This is a genomic window from Microvirga arvi (assembly GCF_016892765.1).
Classification (GTDB): Bacteria; Pseudomonadota; Alphaproteobacteria; order Rhizobiales; family Beijerinckiaceae; genus Microvirga; species Microvirga arvi.
In genome coordinates this window covers 89,761-107,616 of sequence record NZ_JAFEMD010000010.1, presented here as the reverse complement: position 1 = coordinate 107,616, position 17,856 = coordinate 89,761, and the positions used below count along the sequence as shown (strand labels likewise).

Sequence of the window (17,856 nt, the reverse complement as noted above, 5' to 3'; positions counted from 1 at the left end):
TCTTATGGACAACGGTCAGCCGTCCTCTTGGTACAATAAGGCCAAGGTCCCTAAGAGACTGCCTACTACAGCAGGGAACCAGGCCGCAACAAGGGAGCTGATGATCCCGGAGGCTCCAAGCTCCGCCATAAGCTCAGTGGCGACATAAAGCATGAACCCGGCCGCGACGCCACCCAGAACCATCATGGCTACACCACCAAATCGAAAGAATCTTAACGATACGGATGCAGCCACGAACACCATGGCGATGAACAGGAGAGGGCGGGCCAGGAGCAGGTCGTAGTGGAGGCGATAAGTCGTGGTGTTGATATCCGCCTGCTCCATGCGGTTGATGGTCTCCTTCAGATCCCAGAAGGGGACCGCATCCGGGTCGATGAAGCTCTGTCGAACCTCCGAGGGCTGGAGGCTCGAGGCGATCAGGTACCGGTCGTGCGACTGGGGCTCCTCCGTGGCGGACAGGATTCTGGCATCCCTCAGCTCCCAAAAGCCTTCGTGCAGGGCTGCTTCCCGGGCCTCGACCCTGTGGCTGAAGGTACCTCCATGATCGAAGGCGTAGACGGTAACCCCGTAGAGGGTCGCGGAATCGGTCGCTGAACCGTTCGCGCGGAAGATGGCTTGACCGTCCAGGCTTCTCTGGCGGAGCCAGATCGGCTTCTCCCGGGTTTGTACGTTCCGAGAGAAAACGTTCGTTTCCATCGTGGAGGCGTGCTGTTTGAGGGTGGCCGAGACCGGGTTGTAGACCGTGACGGACATGACCCCGATCAGCAGGGCAATGAGTAGCCCGGGCTGGAGGAACTGCCACGCGGAAATGCCGGCGGCCCGCGCCACCACCAGTTCGAGCTTGCGACTGAGCTGCAAGAGCGCCGCCATGCTGCCGAAAAGCACCGCGAAGGGCATCACCTGCTCGGCGATCGCCGGGGTGCGGAACAGGGCAAGCTGGGCGATCACGCCTGTCGTTGCGCTCGGGGCGTCGCCGGCTCTGCGCATGAGCTCCACGAAATCCAGGGTATAGACAAGCGTGAAGACCGTCGCAAAGACCAGGAAAATAGTCTTAATAAACTGACGGGAGAAATAGAAGCCCAGGGTCCGGCCGATCAGCATGCTCAGGCTTTCTGGATGACGGGAGAGCGTGACGGCAGCACCCTGCGGAGTGCCTTCTGAAGCTTGGCCTGTGCAGACAGCATGGCTGGTCCCTTCAGGATCAGCAGAAGGCTGACGACGATTCCCAAGAGCGGTATGCCGTAGATCATCACGATGGCTACGGATGTTCGAGCAACGGCGCTCGAAGCGGCAAAACCCAGGATCCTGAGAAGAACGATCGCTACGACAGCACCTGCAATGGCCAAGCCACGCCCCTGGCGGGTCGTGCGGGCTTCCCCTAAGGCAGCGAAAGCGATCATCATCATGGCGAGCGGGTAGAGCCAGGAGGACAGCCGCTCGTGCAGTTCGGCCCGGAAGCGCCCTCTCTGCTCCTGATAGAGGCTGTCGCTCTTGTCCGGGAAGAGAAGCTGGGTGGTGCTTCGCTCGCGCGGCTTGTAGACGACCTCTCCTCCCTCGTTGTTGAAGGCGGACAGATCGACTGCATAGCGTTCGAAGGCGACGATGGAAGAATCGCGGCTGTTGGGCTCCTTGCGCTGAACGCTGCCCTTCTGGAGTACGAGATAGGCCGTTCCGCCCTGCTCCACGGTCTGGCCGCGCTCGGCCAGATACACGATGGCCTTATCCTTCTCCCGGAGGTCCTCCATGAAGATTCCCAGCAGGGCATCGCCTTGGCGCTCCCGGTAATGGAAGGTGATGCCGTTATCCAGGCTGATGAACTGGCCTTCCTTGGCCATGGAGCCCACGAAGTCGGCCCTGATCTTCGTGAACAGCTGCCGCATCTCCTGGAAGCTCGCAGGCATGATGTGGATCGAAATGATGCCGACGATCAGGCAGACGAAGGCTGCCAGCGCCAGGAAGGGCCGAAGAAGCCGCTGCGGAGGCATGCCTCCGGCGCTCATGACGATCAATTCGGAATCGCCGTTCAGCTTGTTCAGCGTGTAGATGGTCGCCAGGAACAGGGCGACGGGCGCAATGACGTTGATCAGAGCCGGCAGGGACAGGCCCGTTACGGTCAGGAAGATCAGGAGAGTCTGGCCCTTGCCTGTCAGCAGATCGAGTTCACGCAGGGCCTGCGTGACCCAGATCACGCCGGTGAGAGCGACCAGGCAAGCGGCGAAGGCGCTGAATGTGATTTTCAGGATGTAGCGTTCGAGAAGTGTCATAAGGCCCTTCGCCCCCGGGCGGTGCGCCCTGGGTATCGTGTCACAGGATCTCAGGCAAGACAGCCGTTTTCAACAGACCGAGATTGCGCCGATTTCACGGCAGCTTCCCCGTGTCACGAGCATCCGGACCCAAAAGTGGAGCTTCTTTCTCTCTTCTGGCGCATCGCCGGGGGCGGAAAACCAGTCCACTTTTCCGAACGATGCGCTTGCGCGCAATATGATATATGTCCGAAATGTCAGCATCGCAGCCGGCCCCAAGACCGGAATGTGCATCAGAACAAGAGGATTTCATGGCCGACAGCTTCAAGATCGACTTCCAGATCCATGGCAAGGTCGAAACCGGCGATCTCATCGTCTTCGTGGGGGAGAATCTCAAGCCCGCGCCCGGCGTGGCCAAGCAGCTCGGGTCGAAGGCCGTCGATCTCATCGCCAAGGCGGCTGCCGCCGAGAACTTCAAGGGCAAGGCGAAGTCCGCCATGTCGATCGTGGTTCCCGCAGGCCTCGCCGTCGACAGGTTGATCGTGATCGGCACTGGCGGCGAGAAAGACCGCAAGGATATGGATTTCGTCCAGTTGGGCGGCCTGATCGCCGGCAAGGTGAACGGCAAGCTCGCTACGGCGGTGCTGGACCTGCCCGAGATCGAGGTGACACCGGAAGCGGTGGCCGATATGGCGCTCGGCGTCCAACTGCGCCGCTACAGCTTCGACCGCTACAAGACCAAAAAGAAGGGCGAGGACGATACCAAGAGCGGCGGTCGGCTGGTCTTCAGCGTAGCCGATCCCGCGGCGGTCAAGAAGGCATACAAGTCGCGCGAAGGTGTCCAGCAAGGCGTCATCATCGCCCGCGACCTCGTCAACGAGCCGCCGAACGTGCTGGGCCCGCAGGAATTCGCCGAGCGCGCCCAGGCCCTCACCAAGCTCGGCGTCGAGGTCGAGATCCTGGACGACAAGGCCATGAAGAAACTCGGAATGGGGGCGCTGCTCGGCGTGGCCCAGGGTTCCGTGCGCGGCGGCCGGGTGGCCATCATGCGCTGGAACGGCGGCAAGGCGAGCGACCAGCCCATCGCCTTTATCGGCAAGGGCGTCGTTTTCGATACCGGCGGCATCTCGATCAAGCCGGGCGCCGGCATGGAGGACATGAAGGGCGACATGGCAGGCGCCGCCTGCGTCGTCGGCTTGATGCATGCGCTGGCGAGCCGCAAGGCCAGGGCCAACGTGGTCGGCGCCATCGGGCTCGTGGAGAACATGCCTGACGGCAACGCCCAGCGCCCCGGCGACATCGTCACCACCATGTCCGGCCAAACCATCGAGATCATCAACACGGACGCCGAGGGCCGCCTCGTCCTGGCAGACGTGCTCTGGTACGTGCAGGACCGCTTCAAGCCCAAGTTCATGATCGACTTGGCGACCCTGACGGGCGCGATCTTGGTCGCTCTGGCCCAGGAATATGCGGGTCTGTTCTCGAACAACGACGAACTGGCCGAGCGTCTGACAACGGTCGGCAAGGCCACCGGCGAACGCGTGTGGCGCATGCCGCTGGGGCCGGAATTCGACAAGATGATCGATTCCAAGTTCGCGGATATGAAGAATTCGGCGGGCCGCTTAGGTGGTTCGAGCACGGCGGCGGCGCTGCTCCAGCGCTTCGTCAACGATGTGCCCTGGGCTCATCTCGACATCGCCGGCACGGCGATGGGCTCGCCGGCGACCGAGATCAACAAGGGCTGGAGCTCGGGCTGGGGCGTGCGCCTCCTCGATCGCCTCGTTCGGGACCACTACGAAACGTAAAGGCAACCGCATGACAAAGGGACCGGGCAGTAGGATAGAGGCTTTCGCAGCCCTGCGAGAGCTGGCTAAGGTCTATGCCTCCGTCCCTTTCATCGTGACCGCGGATACGCCGGACATCTATGTGGTGGAGTTTGATAGGCCCTATCGCGATAAGCCCACCACGCCCTTTATTTGGATCAAGAACGGACGCGCCTATGTCGCCTATCACCTGATCCCGCTTTATGAACACCCGGAGCTCGGCGCAGGACTGTCGGAGCCGTTGCAAAAGCGGCGCCAAGGGAAGACATGCTTCAATTTCAAGTCGCCCGATCCGGAGCTTTTTCAGGAACTGGAGAATCTCACTGCCCGTTGTGCGGCGACATTCGCACTCAAGCGGTGAGATTGAGATGACAGAGGTCCTTTTCTACCATCTCCAGCATCAGCCGCTCGAGGCCGTGCTGCCCACGCTCCTGCAGAAGACGCTGGAACGGGGCTGGCGCGCGGTGGTGCAGGTAACGACGGAGGAGCGCATGTCAGCCCTCGACGATCACCTGTGGACATTCACCGACGAGAGCTTCCTGCCGCATGGCACGGATCGCGAGGCGCATGCGGCGGATCAGCCGGTCCTCATCACCCTGTCGGGCGCCAATCCCAATGGCGCCTCCATCCGCTTTCTCGTGGAGGGTGCGGAACTGCCGGAGGACATCGCCTCCTACGAGCGGCTGGCGATCCTCTTCGACGGCAATGACATCCAAGCGCTGGCCTTCGCCCGCGACCAGTGGCGCGCGGTAAAAGAGGGCTCTCACAACGCGACCTACTGGCAGCAGGATGAGCGCGGGCGCTGGCAGAAGAAGGCTTAGAGCGGGCTGGAAAGGCAGCCCGCAAACACGAAGACTTCATCACTCCGGCGCTTGCAACGAGAGGGTGGCTCTCCAGTTTCAGGGCAGCCACAAGGATGTTCCCATGACCCGAAAGCTGCGCCTTCCCCTCTACGCCGCTCTTCTCCTGTCCATGGCTATGCCCCTTGGAGCCGGAGCCCAGGAGCAGCAGCCCCAGGCGCAGCCGCAAGGGCAGCAGGAGCAGCGCCGGCCTCGACCCGAGGCCAGGGACGCTCAGGCCCTGCCGCCGGAATCGGTGACGCGGCATACCCTCCAGCTTCCCGGCCGGACCCTGTCGTTCACGGCAACGGCCGGGCACCTGACGCTGGCTGACCAGCAAGGCGCGCCGCAGGCGGAGATCGGCTTCGTCGCCTATACCCGTGACGATGCCGACTCGGCGATACGGCCGGTGACCTTCGTCGTGAACGGCGGGCCGGGCGCATCTTCGGCCTATCTCCACCTGCTCGCCATCGGGCCGTGGGTACTGCCTCTTGAAGGTCCGACGATCAGTCCCTCGGCTCCACCGGCGCTCGTACCCAATGGCGAGACCTGGCTCGACTTCACCGACCTCGTCTTCATCGACCCGCCCGGCACCGGCTACAGCCGCGTGGTCGGCGGCGATCAGGTGCGGGAACGGTTCTACTCCGTCCAGGGCGACATCGACGGCCTTGCCGCTTTCGTCGCCCGCTGGCTGAAGGAGAAGAACCGGCTCATGTCGCCGAAATTCTTCGCCGGCGAGAGCTATGGCGGCTTCCGAGGACCGCTGCTGGCACAGAAGCTCCAGGGCGATCAGGGCGTGGGTTTCAGTGGCCTGATCCTGATCTCGCCGGTCTTCGATTTCGATTGGCTCGACCAAGGCACCGGTGCGCCCTGGGCGAGCGCGACACTCCTGCCCTCGCTCGCGGCGGCGAATCTGTCCCGCAAAGGACCGGTCTCGCGCGATGCCCTGAAGGAGGCTGAGAATTATGCGTCGGGCGAGTATCTCGTCGATCTCATGCGCGGCCTTCAGGACAAGGAGGCGGTCGAGCGGGTCAGCCGGCGGGTGGCCGAGCTGAGCGGGCTCAGCCCCGAGGTCTCGCGCCGCCTTGCCGGGCGCATCGACATGCGGGCTGCCCAAAGGGAATTGCGGCGCAGCACGTCCGAGATCGTCAGCGCCTACGACACCAATGCCGCCATCGCCGACCCGAATCCGAATGCACAGACCTCCCGATTCGAGGATCCGGTGCTCGACGGCATGACGGCACCCTTGTCGAGCGCCATCATCCATCACCTGACCCACACCCTGAACTACAAGGCGGAAGGGCGCTACAATCTGCTCAACGGTTCCATCAACGGCGCGTGGCGCTGGGGTGGCGGGCGCAACGGACCTGAAAACCTGGAAGAGTTGCGGCAGGCGCTCTCGCTCGACGGCAAGCTGCGCGTGCTTGTGGCCCATGGCTTCACCGATCTGGTGACGCCTTACTTCACCTCCCAGCTCCTGCTGAACCAGCTGCCCGACCTCGGTCCCCAGAAGCGCGTAGGGCTCGCTGTTTACGAAGGCGGCCACATGTTCTATTCGCGACAGGCGTCGCGGCAGGTCTTCAAAGCCGATGCGCAGCGGCTTTTCGACGAGGCCCTGCAGGCGAGGGCAGCCGATAACAGGGATTGATGGTGATGCGTGTGAAAGTTCTGTCGAGCGTAATCGTTGCGACTCTTGCTCTGTCAGCCTGCAACAGCACACGAAGCGAGCCGCCATCCGCGGGTGTGCCCATAGCAGCAATCCCAGCGCCTTCCGCAACGGTAGGTCCAGTAATTGACGGCCCCGTCCTCGGGCCTGATGGCCGCTGCACCGGAAATCCTGCGGGCACGGCCACTGCGATCGAGCCCGGCATCACCGAATGCGACCTCGTGCGACTGAAGGGCAAGCCTGCGACGGATGTGCTCGTGGGCGAGAGCGGCAAGGGACAGCGCGAGGTGCAGGTTCTCTATTCCGAGCCCGGCGGCCGCGAGCTCTACTTCTTCGTCAACAACAAGCTCGATCGGGTCGTGAAGCCTTGAACTGATCCTTTATCCGCAGAATTCGCTCCAGGGATTCAGGTTCTGCAACTTCCAAAACACGAATGGCCGGGGCGAACCCGGCCATGACGTTGAGGAAGTGATGAGCGCTCAGATGATATAATCATATCTCATGTCGGATGCGAGCCCGGCATTCTTGAGAACGACACCCGTTTCGAACAGACCATCGGCATTGAGATCCGACACCAGGAAGCCCCTGTCGATGTCGGGATTGTAGAGAAACACGTGTCTGATGCTCGTGTCGCCATACAGATAGTCCGCGTCGGAGGCCGCCGTTGAAATCGATGACGCATCCGTCATGACTTCACGGTAGTTGCGTGATGTCCCCTTGATTGTCATGTCGATAAAATCGAAGGACCTGTTCCAGTCGGTGATCGTATCGGCCGTGCTCGTCGTGAGGCCCGACTCGCCTCTTTTGAAGGCGAAGTAGTCTTCTCCCGTTCCGCCGCTCAACGTGTCGCGTCCGGTTCCGCCGGACAGAAAATCATCGCCGGAGCCGCCCAGGAGATAGTCGAGGCCGGCTCCGCCGTAGAGATCGTCATGGCCGGCGGCGCCGCTCAGGTAGTCATCTCCATAACCGCCGTAGATCGTGTCCTGATCGTAGCCGCCATAGATGTCGTCATGCCCGTTCCAGCCGTAGATCAGATCGTCACCGTCATAGCCGTAGATGATATCCGAGGTGGAATAGCCATCGATATCGTCGTCGAAATCGTCTCCGTAGATTTTCGCCATCGTTGTCTCCGCGATCTTCCGTTCCCGGGGTGCTCCCATCGGGAGGCCGGTCGAAGGTGTCAGCCCCGAGTTTTGCCATGGGCTGGTTAACCCCTCGTGACGCGATCATCGGGCACGATGGCTGAATGGCGGCAAGGCGGCTTGTTCATCGGACGTAAAGCCGTGCGTTCGGCGGTAAACTAGGATCATGATTAATGATTTATGAAGACACGATGAAATGAGAGGGCATGGGATGCAGAAGATGTGAGACGCGGTTGCATCGCATCTGCTCACGGCAATGTTGGATGTGCTTCTCTTGCAACGATCGCGCGCTCTTCCCTTGGCTCTAGGGACGATCTCCGGCCACCTCGCTGCCCGGATCAGTAAACCTCGTATCTCCCGGAAGGACGACCATAGCCGTCATCGTAATCTCGATAGCCTCGGCCATCGTCCCGGTAGCGTCTCCGGTAGCCTTCATCGTAGCCTCTGTCGTCCCTGAAGCCTCTGTCGTACCCGCGGGCGACATAGGCGCAGCGCTTGACGATGCCGGGAGCCGGGTCGCCGAACATCCTGTTGGAGCAGGGAACACCGCCGCCTCGAACGAAGACCTCCACGCTTCGTCCCGGAACGCCATAGATGACACGGGTGGGATAGGGCACACGGCAGAATTCGTGTTCCCGTGCGCAAGGGACCAATCCCTGCGCCAGGGCTTCCGGGGCTGTCCCGAGAAGCATTCCTATGATCATCACTGTTGTAGCCAAAGCCGCACGAACCATGGTCGTCCTCCATTCCAGGCGCACCAATCTGCGCCTCCGATGATGAACGCCGCAGGAACAACTTGAACGCGCACAGGTCAGATGTGGTGCGATGAGGGAATCTCGGGAGACGCGGCGGAGCGACCATGCCCCCTCGAAACCTTCAAAGCCTTCGCCTAGCGCCATATGCAGGGGAGCGAAGCCAGGGGATCATCGTCATTCGCGCTTGCGATAGGCTTCGGTTGGGCCAGGACGAGAGGCAGGATCGCGTGGGCGAATATCTTCGCGCTGCAGTAGGACAGGCGTTGAGCCATCGGAACCTCCACCAAAGGCAGCCGAAAACTAGCCCTGATCGGAACAGCCCGATGTGCTCCGCCGCACGACGGCTCTATGATGCTACCTGGCGCGCAGGACCGACCACATGCCTCGGGTAGTGGAGACGGTGCCTTCGCTTGGCCTGCGACCGGATCGCATTGTCATTCATGGCGCAGGCAGTGCCGGTCGTCAGATGAGCCATCGGCATGAGGCCTTCCTCGAAGGCCTTGTCGGTACAGGCGGAAATCAGGAGCTTCATGTGTCAGCCTCCCCTAAGGCTCGAAAGAGCTTACGGCCCCGCTCTGATTCGGTGCATGCTCGGAGGAGGTAGCCCCGCTGCTCTAGGGGAGTAGACGGAAGGCGAGGTGCGCTATCTCCTAGGCGCTCGCTTCCTCGATGTCGCTGCTGAGCGCCAGCCACTCCTCCTCCAGGATCCCCAAGGCGGAAGCAGCCTCGGCGCGCATCTTGGAGAGTTCGGTCGCCTTCGCCGGGTCCTTCTGGAAGGCCGTGCCATCGGCGAGCGCCGTGTCGACCTTGCTGATCACGTCCGTAAGTTTCGCCATCCGTGTTTCGAGCGCCTCCAGCTTCTTGCGCAGGGGGGCGAGGGCTATGCGGCGCTCGGCGGCGGCGCGGCGCTCGTCCACCTTCGATGCGCTGGGGGCCTGCGGCTTGTCGGACCGCTTCTGGGAATCGAGTTCACCGGAAAGGACGAGTTGGCGGTAATCGTCCATATCGCCGTCGAAGGGCTTTACGCTGCCGCTGCCGACGATCCAGAGCCGGTCGGCGCAGGCCTCGATCAGGAATCGGTCGTGGCTCACCAGGATCACCGCGCCCGTATAGTCGTTGATCGCCTCCATCAGGGCCGTGCGGCTGTCGATGTCGAGGTGGTTCGTCGGTTCGTCGAGGATGAGCAGGTGAGGTCCGTTGAAGGCGGCAAGACCCATGAGCAGGCGGGCCTTCTCTCCGCCCGAGAGCGCGGAGACCGGCGTATCCGCCTTCGCGCCCGGAAAGCCGATCTGCGCCGTCCGGGCACGAATCTTGGCGATCGGGGTGTCGGGCATGCGCTCCGCCACATGGTCGTAGGCCGTCGCCTTCGGGTTCAGCTCGTCGAGCTGATGCTGGGCGAAATAGGCGACATCCATGCGCGTGGGCGTGCGCATCTCGCCTTTCATGGGCACGAGCCTGCCGCCGATCAGCTTGCAGAACGTGGACTTGCCATTGCCGTTGGAGCCGAGCAGCGCGATCCTGTCGTCCGGCGCGATCGTGATGTTCAGGCGGTCGAGCACGATGCGCTCGCCATAGCCGACGGCCCCACCCTCGACCGCGATCAGCGGTGGCGCGGCGGGGCGCTCAGGCCCCGGCAGGTTGAAGGGCAGCACGTCGTCCTCCACGATGGTGGCGATGGGCTCGAGCTTGGCCAGCCGCTTCACGCGGGACTGTGCCTGCCGGGCCTTGGAGGCCTTGGCCTTGAAGCGGTCGACGAAGGCCTGAAGGTGCTTGCGCTCGGCCTCCTGCTTGGCCGCCATCTTGGCGGTCAGTTCGCGCTTCTCCGCATATTGCTTGGCAAAGGAGGTGTAGCCGCCGCGGTAGATCGCAAGCTTGCCCCGATCGAGATGGAGGATGTGGTTCACGCAGGTGTCGAGCAACTCGCGGTCGTGGCTGATGACCAGCACCGTGTGCGGATAGCGGCCGAGATAGTCGTAGAGCCAGAGAGTGCCTTCGAGATCGAGGTAGTTGGTCGGCTCGTCCAGGAGCAGCAGGTCGGGTTCGGTGAAGAGCACGGCGGCAAGGGCCACGCGCATCCGCCAGCCGCCCGAAAAGTCGGAGCAGGGCCGGTTCTGCGCTTCCGCATCGAAGCCGAGGCCATGGAGAATGGCGGCCGCGCGGGCCGGGGCCGAATGCGCTCCGATGTCCGTGAGCCGGGTTTCGATCTCGGCCCGGTGGAGGCCGTCGGCCGTTTCAGCCTCGGCGAGCAGCGCCGCACGCTCCTTGTCGGCGGCCAGCACCACCTCGATCAGGGTCTCGGGCCCGCCCGGCGCCTCCTGGGCCACGGCGCCGATCTTCATGCCGCGGGGCAGGGTGACGGAGCCGCTCTCGGTGGGGAGATCGCCCTGGATGATCTTGAACAGGGTGGTCTTGCCCGCGCCGTTGCGCCCGACGAGCCCCACCTTCGCTCCGGTGGGGAGGTTGAAGGAGGCGCGGTCGAGGATCAGCCGGTCGCCGATGCGGTAGGTCAGGTCGTTGACATGGAGCATGCCGCCTTTTGGCGTGGGATCACGGCGCTGGCAAGGTGGTGAATGGCTCAGGCGGCAACCGGAGGGATGTTATCCCGTCCGCCCCTTGATAGCCGAAATCGCCAGTGACAAAATCCCCAAGGCCTGAGAAAGGCATAGGTGCCTATTCCGTACCGCAAGCACGGGATTCATGGTATAGCCAAGATGCAGGCATGGGAGGAGGCCGATGGCACGGCTCACCGGGATCAAGTTGTTCAAGGGGCTGGAGATCGACCTTGCCTCGTTCGAGGGACGGGCCAATTGGCGCCGGTTCGACCCCGAGGAGGTTCTGGTCGACTTCGACGAGCCCTCCACGGATGTCTACCTCCTCCTCTCCGGAGAGGTGCGGGTTCTCATGCGCACCCCCTCGGGCAAGGAGGTCATTCTTCACGAGATGAGGTCTGGCGACCTGTTCGGCGAGCTGGCCGCTCTCGACGGCGTTCCGCGCTCCGCCAATGTCACGGCTCTGACCCGTGGGGAAGCCTGCGTCATGCCGGCCTCCGTCTTCAAGGAATTGCTCTTCTCCCACCAGCCCGTGGCCGAACGCCTCTTCTGCCTCATGGCCTCCCGCATCCGCGAGCTGAATGCCCGCTTCATGGAGCAGACGGTCCTCGACCTCCGGCACCGGCTCTATTCGGAGCTCCTGCGCCTGTCGACGCCGCGGCAGGACCGGTCGGGAGAACGGGTGATCACGCCGCCCCCCTTCCATCACATCGTCGCCGCCCGCATCGGCTGCCGCCGCGAGCAGATCACGCGGGAGTTCACGATGCTGTCCCAGGAGGGCCTGATCGAGCGCACGAGAGGTGCCCTGATCCTGCGTCAGCCGGATGTGCTCAAGGCCCGGGTGGCAGAGGCCTTCCGGACCGATCATTAGGCCGATATCGCCGCGCGCTTGCCCTCGGTAAGCGCAAGCGCGGTGGCGGCGAGCATCACGCCCATGCCTAAGGCCTCCGGCCAGCCGAAGGCTTCATTCGCGAAGACGACGCCGACCGCGACGGCCACGACCGGGCTGACGAACGAGTAGAGGCCGGCCCGGAAGGCGCCCCAGTCCCGCACCAGCCAGAGATAGATCGAGAATCCTCCAAGCGAACCGCCGAGGACAAGGACGCTCAGGCCGAACAGGGCGCGCCAGTCCATCAGCCCTGCGAAGTAGGACTGGTCGTAGCCTTCCACCAGGAGCGACAGAGGTATGAGACCGAGAGCGCCGATGCTCGTCTCCCAGAAGGCGAGGGTGATCGGATGCATCGCCTGCATGAGCGGACGGCTGATAACCCCGCCCCAGGCATAGCTGAGCGTGGCTGCCGCGACTGTTGCGAGGCCTATCATGGCTCCGTCCTGCGCCGAGCCGGCGCGCCCCGAGAAGAGCATCACGAGACCTGCGATGCCGAGCGCAATCGCTCCAACCCGGCGCTTCGTAATTCGCTCCTCGCCATAGAGCGCCGCAACGAGGATCACGAAGACAGGCGTGAGCGCGAGATTGACAATAGATGAGATGCCGGTTGGCGCGCGAGCGACGCCCCAGAAGAGCAGGCTGTAGGAACAGGTAGTGATGAGCAGTGATGCTGTGATGACCCGCCCCAGCTGTTCTGCCCTGAGTGGCAGGCCTTTTGCGAGGATGAAGGCCAGATAGCAGAACCCGGCGATCAGGAAGCGGACGGCCGCCAGGAAGATCGGCGGCACGGCTTCGGAGGCGATTTTCATCGGCAGCCAGGTCAGGCCCCAGATCAGCGCCATCAAGGCAAAGGCCGCGACGTGTCCCGCTCCGCTCTCGCGCCTCACCATCACCCCTCCCAGCCATCTGTAGGATCAGACTAATGAAGGGCAGGGCAGCGGGGAAGTTCCGGTCGGTTCTTATTGCTTCGGGGCGTCGGGTCCATAGGCTGCGAAGAAGACCCGCAGCGCGTTCTCGACGTTTTTCTGGATCTGATCTTCGGTCGGTGGATCGCCCACCGAGAAGAGGAGGCGCCGCAGCATGCCCGAGACGCAGAGATCGAGGAGGTGCTGAGCGGCCACGCCGGTATCCTCGATGGAGAGGCGTCCGGCTTCGACCTGCCGATCGAAGTAGGACTTGAGCCGAGCGATGCCCTGGCACGGTCCGGCTTCGTAGAAGGCCTGACCCAGGCGGGGGAACTTCTCCGCCGCGCCCATAACCATCCGGATTGAGGAAATATGCTCGGGCTTGCCCATGCGGCGCAGGTAGCTTAGGCCGAGCTTCCTCAGGACGCCGCGAACATCGGGATCTTCTGCATCCAGCTTGAACAGCACTTCGGCCAAGCCCTGCTTTTCCTCCGTCGTCAGGGCTTCGAACAGGCTCTCCTTGCTGTCGAAATAAACGTAGAGCGTACCCTTGGAGACGCCTGCCACCTTGGCGATCTCGCCCATGCTGGCCCCGTCGAACCCGCGCGCGAGAAAGACCTTACGAGCGCCTTCCAGGATCTGACGGCGCTTGGCGCTCTCAATGCCGTCCTCGAGGGCGGAGGAGAGCTCCTGATCCAGGATGCTGTCATGCATGTCGCTCATGGCTCGTAGAATTTCCTCTTCTTGCTATTGACCGAACGGTTCGGTCAACTCATATATGGCAGGCAATCGAGGAAGATCAAGGCTGTAACGACAAGCTCGAACCTTTTGGTCCTACGGGCTTTGTGTTCGCTTTGCAGAGGTTCAGATGGCTTACCGTGAAGAGTTCGAGCAGGGCGCGAAGAGCGACCTTGAGACCGCCAGGGAAGGGCAGTCCGCGCCTGCGCCTCAGCTGGAGCAGAAGACCCCCGAGGCCGTCCGTCCGCCTAAGAAGGGTTTCGGCAAGAAGCCCGCAATCCTGGCCGTGCTTGCGGCCGCGCTCGCCTTCGGAGGTTATGAGGGGCATGAATGGTGGACCAACGGCCGCTTCATGATCTCGACCGAGGATGCCTATGTGCAGGCCGACATCACGATCCTGTCGGCCAAGGTCTCCGGTTATGTGCAATCCGTTGCCGTTACCAACAATCAGAGCATCAAGGCCGGTGACCTGATCGCCAAGATTGATGACGGTGATTATCGCTTTGCCCTGCAGTCGGCCAGGGACAAGCTCGCAACCCAGCAGAGTGCGATCACGCGCATCGGTCGCCAGATCGAGGCGAGCCGTGCCTCCGTGGCCCAGGCCCAGGCGCAGATCGCCGCTGCTCAGGCGGAGGCCGAGCGCGCCGAGAGCGACTATGCCCGCCAGCAGCAGCTCGCCCGTTCCGACTACACCAGCCGGGCCGCCCTCGAGAATGCCAAGGCCGCCCGTGACCGCGCCGATGCCAATGTGAGGAGCGCCCAGGCCGCACTGGCCGCCGCTCAGGCGAATGTGGAGGTTCTTGCTGCCCAGCGGAACGAGGGCGAGCGCCTTGCCGCCGAGTTGCAGACCTCTGTCGAGAAGGCGCAGCGCGATCTCTCCTTCACGGAAATTCGCGCGCCGGCCGATGGCGTCATCGGCAACAAGGCGGTGGAGGTCGGCACTTATGTGCAGCCGGGCGCGCGCCTCGCAGCGCTGGTTCCTCTGACGAGCGTGCATGTGGATGCCAACTTCAAGGAGACGCAGCTCGCCTCCCTCAAAGTCGGGCAGAAGGTGCGTATCGAGGTCGATGCCTTCCCGGACGCCGACATCGTCGGCACGGTTGAAAGCGTCTCGCCGGCCTCCGGCGCGGTGTTCAGCCTGCTGCCGCCGGAAAACGCCACCGGCAATTTTACCAAGATCGTTCAGCGCGTGCCCGTGCGTGTCTCCGTGAACCCCGAGGTCGCTCAGCAAGGATTGCTGCGCCCGGGCCTGTCGGTTGTCGTCGATGTGGATACGCGCACTTCGGCCGAGACTGAGAAGACGGCAAGCCTCAAAGAGTAAGGAACCATGGCTGCCTCCGCTGCCATCCCGAACAAGCCGCACGGCGCCATGCCTGTCGCGAAGCCTGCGCCCGTGAGCAGGCGCCGGACCTTTGCGTTCTTCTGCATGGTCTTCGGCATGTTCATGGCGATCCTGGACATCCAGATCGTCTCCGCATCGCTTGCCGAGATTCAGGCCGGCCTCTCCGCTTCGTCGGAGGAGATCTCCTGGGTGCAGACCAGCTATCTGATCGCGGAAGTGATCATGATCCCGCTCTCGGGCACGCTCTCGCGCGTGCTCTCCACCCGGTGGATGTTCGTGATCGCCTCGGGCGGCTTCACGTTCATGAGCTTCATGTGCGCGACGGCAACGAACATCGAGCAGATGATCGTCTACCGCGCGCTGCAGGGCTTCATCGGCGGCGGCATGATTCCCACGGTTTTTGCCTCGGCCTTTACGATCTTCCCGCCGGAGAAGCGGCCCGTGATCTCGCCGATCATCGGCCTCGTGGCAACGCTCGCGCCAACGATCGGCCCGACGCTGGGTGGCTATCTCACCGACCTGTTCTCCTGGCACTGGCTGTTCCTCGTGAATATCGTGCCCGGCATCTTCGTCACAATCTCCACTTACCTCCTGGTCGATTTCGACGAACCGGATTTCAGCCTCTTCAAGTCCTTCGATTGGGCGGGCCTCGGCTTCATGGCGGCCTTCCTCGGCAGCCTTGAATATGTGCTGGAAGAGGGGCCTTTGAACGACTGGTTCCAGGACGAGGCGGTGCTGATCCTCACCATCGTCTGCGTCGTCGGCTGCCTGGGCTTCTTCTACCGGGCGTTCACCGCAAAGCAGCCGATCGTGGATCTGCGCGCTTTTGCCGACCGCAACTTCCTCGCAGGCTCGTCCTTCAGCTTCGTCATGGGCATCGGCCTCTACGGACTGACCTATCTCTACCCTGTCTATCTCGGCAGTGTGCGGGGCTATTCGTCCCTGCAGATCGGCGAGACCATGTTCGTGTCGGGCGCGACCATGTTCCTGATGGCGCCGGTGGCGGGCGTCCTGTCCCGCAGGATGGACCCGCGTGTCATGATGGGCATCGGCTTTGCGGCCTTCGCGTTCGGCACATGGATGATGAGCAGCCTGACCAAGGATTGGGATTTCTGGGAGCTCTTCGTGCCGCAGATCTTCCGCGGGGTCGGCCTGATGATCTGCATGGTGCCGATCAACAACATCGCACTCGGCACCCTGCCGCCGGAGCGCATCAAGAACGCGTCGGGTCTCTACAATCTCACCCGTAATCTGGGTGGTGCCGTGGGCCTGGCGATCATCAACACGACTCTGAACGACCGTCTGGACCTGCACGTCCAGCGGTTGCGTGAGAGCCTGAACTGGGGCCGGTCGACGGCGGTCGAGACACTGAACGCCATGACCCTGAAGTTCCAGTCCCTCGGGACGGATGCCGGCTCTGCCGCCCTCAAGACCATGTCCAACATGGTCCATCGCGAGGCGCTGGTCATGTCCTTTGCCGACGTGTTCCTGCTACTGACCGTGCTGTTTCTGGGGCTGGTCCTCGCCTTGCCCTTCATCAAGAAACCGCGTGCGGCTCCCGCTGGCGCCGGCGGCCATTGACTTAACCTCCAAACTTCAGCCCGGCTTTAGGTCGGGCTTTTTTCTTGGCTGGCGGTTTTCAGCCTCCGCGATCGAGCGACGCAGCCATTCCTCTGGTTCGTGGCGCCCTGCGCAAAGGTTGAGGGACCAGGGCTTTTAAGCTGTTGTTCTTGCTGTCCAAACATCCTAGTTTGCGCGCTGGTTTTTTCTCAGACAGGTGAAGTTCAAGAATCTTGCCTCCTCCAGCCCGTCAATCCGCTTCCGTCGGCGCCGTGCGCCGCTCTTTTGCCCCTTGGGCCAGTCCTGATGCCAAGCCGCTCATTCGCTTCGAGAACGTCACGAAACGTTTCGGCGAGTCTGTCGCGGTCGATCATCTCTCCCTCAACATCTTCGAAGGCGAGTTCTTCTGCCTGCTGGGTCCCTCCGGCTGCGGCAAGACCACTCTGATGCGGATGCTGGCCGGCTTCGAGACACCGACCGGGGGCACGATCACGCTGGCGGGGCAGGATCTCGCAGGCGTGCCGCCCTATCGCCGGCCCGTGAACATGATGTTCCAGTCTTATGCGCTCTTCCCGCATATGAGTGTCGAGAAGAACATCGCCTTCGGGCTCAAGCAGGACGGAATGCCCAAGGGCCAGATTGCAGACCGGGTGGGCGAAATGCTTCGCCTCGTCCAGCTCGAGAAGCTCGCCAGGCGTTATCCGAGCCAGCTCTCCGGCGGCCAGCGTCAGCGCGTCGCTCTGGCCCGGGCTCTTGCCAGGAAGCCCAAGGTTCTCCTCCTCGACGAACCTCTCGGCGCCCTCGACAAGAAACTGCGCGAGGAAACCCAGTTCGAGTTGATGGACATTCAGCACGACCTCAACATGACCTTCGTTGTCGTCACTCACGACCAGGAGGAGGCCATGACCATGGCCGACCGGATTGCGGTCATGGACAATGGCCGGATCGTCCAAGTCGCCACTCCCGGCGAGATCTACGAGCAGCCCAAGACCCGCTTCATCGCCGAGTTCGTCGGCGACGTAAACATCCTGGAGAGCCACGTTCAGGGCCAGGAAAACGGCCTCTGGCGGGTGAAGACGCCATCGGCTCAAGCGCCGCTCACCATCGACGATCCGGATGAGGTGCTGCATTCCGGCCAACCCGTGGCGATTGCCATCCGTCCCGAGAAAATGGTGATCCAACGTGACCCGCCGGGCCCTGGCGCCATCAACGTGCTCACCGGCGAGGTCTGGGATATCGGCTATCTCGGGGACTGGACGGTCTACCGCGTGAAACTCGTCACCGGCGAGATCCTGCGTGTCACCCGCGCCAATGCCTCGCGCTTCGTAGACAACCCCATCGACTGGGACGAGCAGGTCTATGTCACCTTCGCGCCGGATGCGGCAGTGATCCTGGCGGAATAGCC

Annotated in this window: 17 protein-coding genes; 9 read left to right on the top strand and 8 right to left on the bottom strand. The window is 62.8% G+C overall.

All coding sequences use genetic code 11. The annotated features are described in order from the left end of the window. Positions 1–15: 15 nt before the first annotated feature. A complete protein-coding gene (gene lptG, locus ILT44_RS08605; RefSeq protein ID WP_204239170.1) occupies positions 16–1,101 on the bottom strand; it encodes an LPS export ABC transporter permease LptG in 1,086 nt (361 codons plus the stop codon). 2 nt (positions 1,102–1,103) lie between these two features. After that, positions 1,104–2,264: an LPS export ABC transporter permease LptF gene (lptF, locus tag ILT44_RS08600; protein ID WP_204239169.1), complete on the bottom strand. Its 1,161-nt coding sequence runs from the start codon at positions 2,262–2,264 to the stop codon at positions 1,104–1,106. A 290-nt stretch (positions 2,265–2,554) separates the two neighbouring features. Between lptF and ILT44_RS08595 the strand changes: the two genes are divergently transcribed. From ILT44_RS08595 to ILT44_RS08575, 5 genes are all read left to right on the top strand, one after another. After that, complete coding sequence (locus tag ILT44_RS08595; protein ID WP_204239168.1) at positions 2,555–4,048, top strand: leucyl aminopeptidase; 1,494 nt, start codon at positions 2,555–2,557, stop codon at positions 4,046–4,048. A 10-nt stretch (positions 4,049–4,058) separates the two neighbouring features. Continuing rightward, positions 4,059–4,427, top strand: coding sequence for a hypothetical protein (locus tag ILT44_RS08590; RefSeq protein WP_204239167.1), 369 nt, complete (start codon positions 4,059–4,061; stop codon positions 4,425–4,427). A gap of 7 nt (positions 4,428–4,434) precedes the next feature. Further along, positions 4,435–4,887, top strand: a complete 453-nt coding sequence (locus tag ILT44_RS08585; RefSeq protein WP_204239166.1) for a DNA polymerase III subunit chi — start codon at positions 4,435–4,437, stop codon at positions 4,885–4,887. A 103-nt stretch (positions 4,888–4,990) separates the two neighbouring features. Then, complete coding sequence (locus ILT44_RS08580) at positions 4,991–6,553, top strand: S10 family peptidase (RefSeq protein ID WP_204239165.1); 1,563 nt, start codon at positions 4,991–4,993, stop codon at positions 6,551–6,553. Further along, positions 6,553–6,942 (top strand): hypothetical protein, encoded by a 390-nt coding sequence (locus tag ILT44_RS08575; RefSeq protein WP_239468007.1) that lies wholly within the window; start codon positions 6,553–6,555, stop codon positions 6,940–6,942. Before ILT44_RS08580 ends, ILT44_RS08575 begins: the two co-directional genes overlap by 1 nt. Before the next feature lie 108 nt (positions 6,943–7,050). On the opposite strand, the gene ILT44_RS08570 is transcribed toward ILT44_RS08575, so the two are convergent. From ILT44_RS08570 to ILT44_RS08555, 4 genes are all read right to left on the bottom strand, one after another. Beyond that, positions 7,051–7,692: a calcium-binding protein gene (locus tag ILT44_RS08570; RefSeq protein WP_204239163.1), complete on the bottom strand. Its 642-nt coding sequence runs from the start codon at positions 7,690–7,692 to the stop codon at positions 7,051–7,053. A 359-nt stretch (positions 7,693–8,051) separates the two neighbouring features. After that, positions 8,052–8,447 (bottom strand): hypothetical protein, encoded by a 396-nt coding sequence (locus tag ILT44_RS08565; protein ID WP_204239162.1) that lies wholly within the window; start codon positions 8,445–8,447, stop codon positions 8,052–8,054. Positions 8,448–8,814: 367 nt separating this feature from the next. Further along, positions 8,815–9,000: a hypothetical protein gene (locus ILT44_RS08560; RefSeq protein ID WP_204239161.1), complete on the bottom strand. Its 186-nt coding sequence runs from the start codon at positions 8,998–9,000 to the stop codon at positions 8,815–8,817. A gap of 118 nt (positions 9,001–9,118) precedes the next feature. Beyond that, a complete protein-coding gene (locus ILT44_RS08555) occupies positions 9,119–10,996 on the bottom strand; it encodes an ABC-F family ATP-binding cassette domain-containing protein (protein WP_204239160.1) in 1,878 nt (625 codons plus the stop codon). A gap of 205 nt (positions 10,997–11,201) precedes the next feature. Here ILT44_RS08555 and ILT44_RS08550 point away from each other — a divergent pair, with 205 nt between their 5' ends. Beyond that, positions 11,202–11,888 (top strand): Crp/Fnr family transcriptional regulator, encoded by a 687-nt coding sequence (locus tag ILT44_RS08550; protein WP_204239159.1) that lies wholly within the window; start codon positions 11,202–11,204, stop codon positions 11,886–11,888. Here ILT44_RS08550 and ILT44_RS08545 read toward each other — a convergent pair. Together ILT44_RS08545 and ILT44_RS08540 are read right to left on the bottom strand one after the other, a co-directional pair. Beyond that, positions 11,885–12,796, bottom strand: a complete 912-nt coding sequence (locus tag ILT44_RS08545; RefSeq protein WP_204239158.1) for a DMT family transporter — start codon at positions 12,794–12,796, stop codon at positions 11,885–11,887. The two genes, ILT44_RS08550 and ILT44_RS08545, sit on opposite strands and share 4 nt — an antisense overlap. 69 nt (positions 12,797–12,865) lie before the next feature. After that, on the bottom strand, positions 12,866–13,525 hold the full coding sequence (locus ILT44_RS08540; RefSeq protein WP_239468019.1) for a TetR/AcrR family transcriptional regulator: 660 nt from the start codon (positions 13,523–13,525) through the stop codon (positions 12,866–12,868). Positions 13,526–13,679: 154 nt separating this feature from the next. On the opposite strand from ILT44_RS08540, the gene ILT44_RS08535 reads away from it, so the two are divergent. The 3 genes from ILT44_RS08535 (at position 13,680) to ILT44_RS08525 (ending at position 17,854) form a co-directional block, all read left to right on the top strand. After that, on the top strand, positions 13,680–14,870 hold the full coding sequence (locus ILT44_RS08535; RefSeq protein ID WP_204239156.1) for an HlyD family secretion protein: 1,191 nt from the start codon (positions 13,680–13,682) through the stop codon (positions 14,868–14,870). Positions 14,871–14,876: 6 nt separating this feature from the next. Beyond that, positions 14,877–16,472, top strand: a complete 1,596-nt coding sequence (locus ILT44_RS08530) for a DHA2 family efflux MFS transporter permease subunit (RefSeq protein ID WP_204239155.1) — start codon at positions 14,877–14,879, stop codon at positions 16,470–16,472. 212 nt (positions 16,473–16,684) lie between these two features. After that, the gene (locus ILT44_RS08525) at positions 16,685–17,854 is read left to right on the top strand and encodes an ABC transporter ATP-binding protein (RefSeq protein ID WP_239468006.1); all 1,170 of its coding nucleotides are present in this window, start codon (positions 16,685–16,687) and stop codon (positions 17,852–17,854) included. The last annotated feature ends 2 nt before the right edge of the window (positions 17,855–17,856 follow it).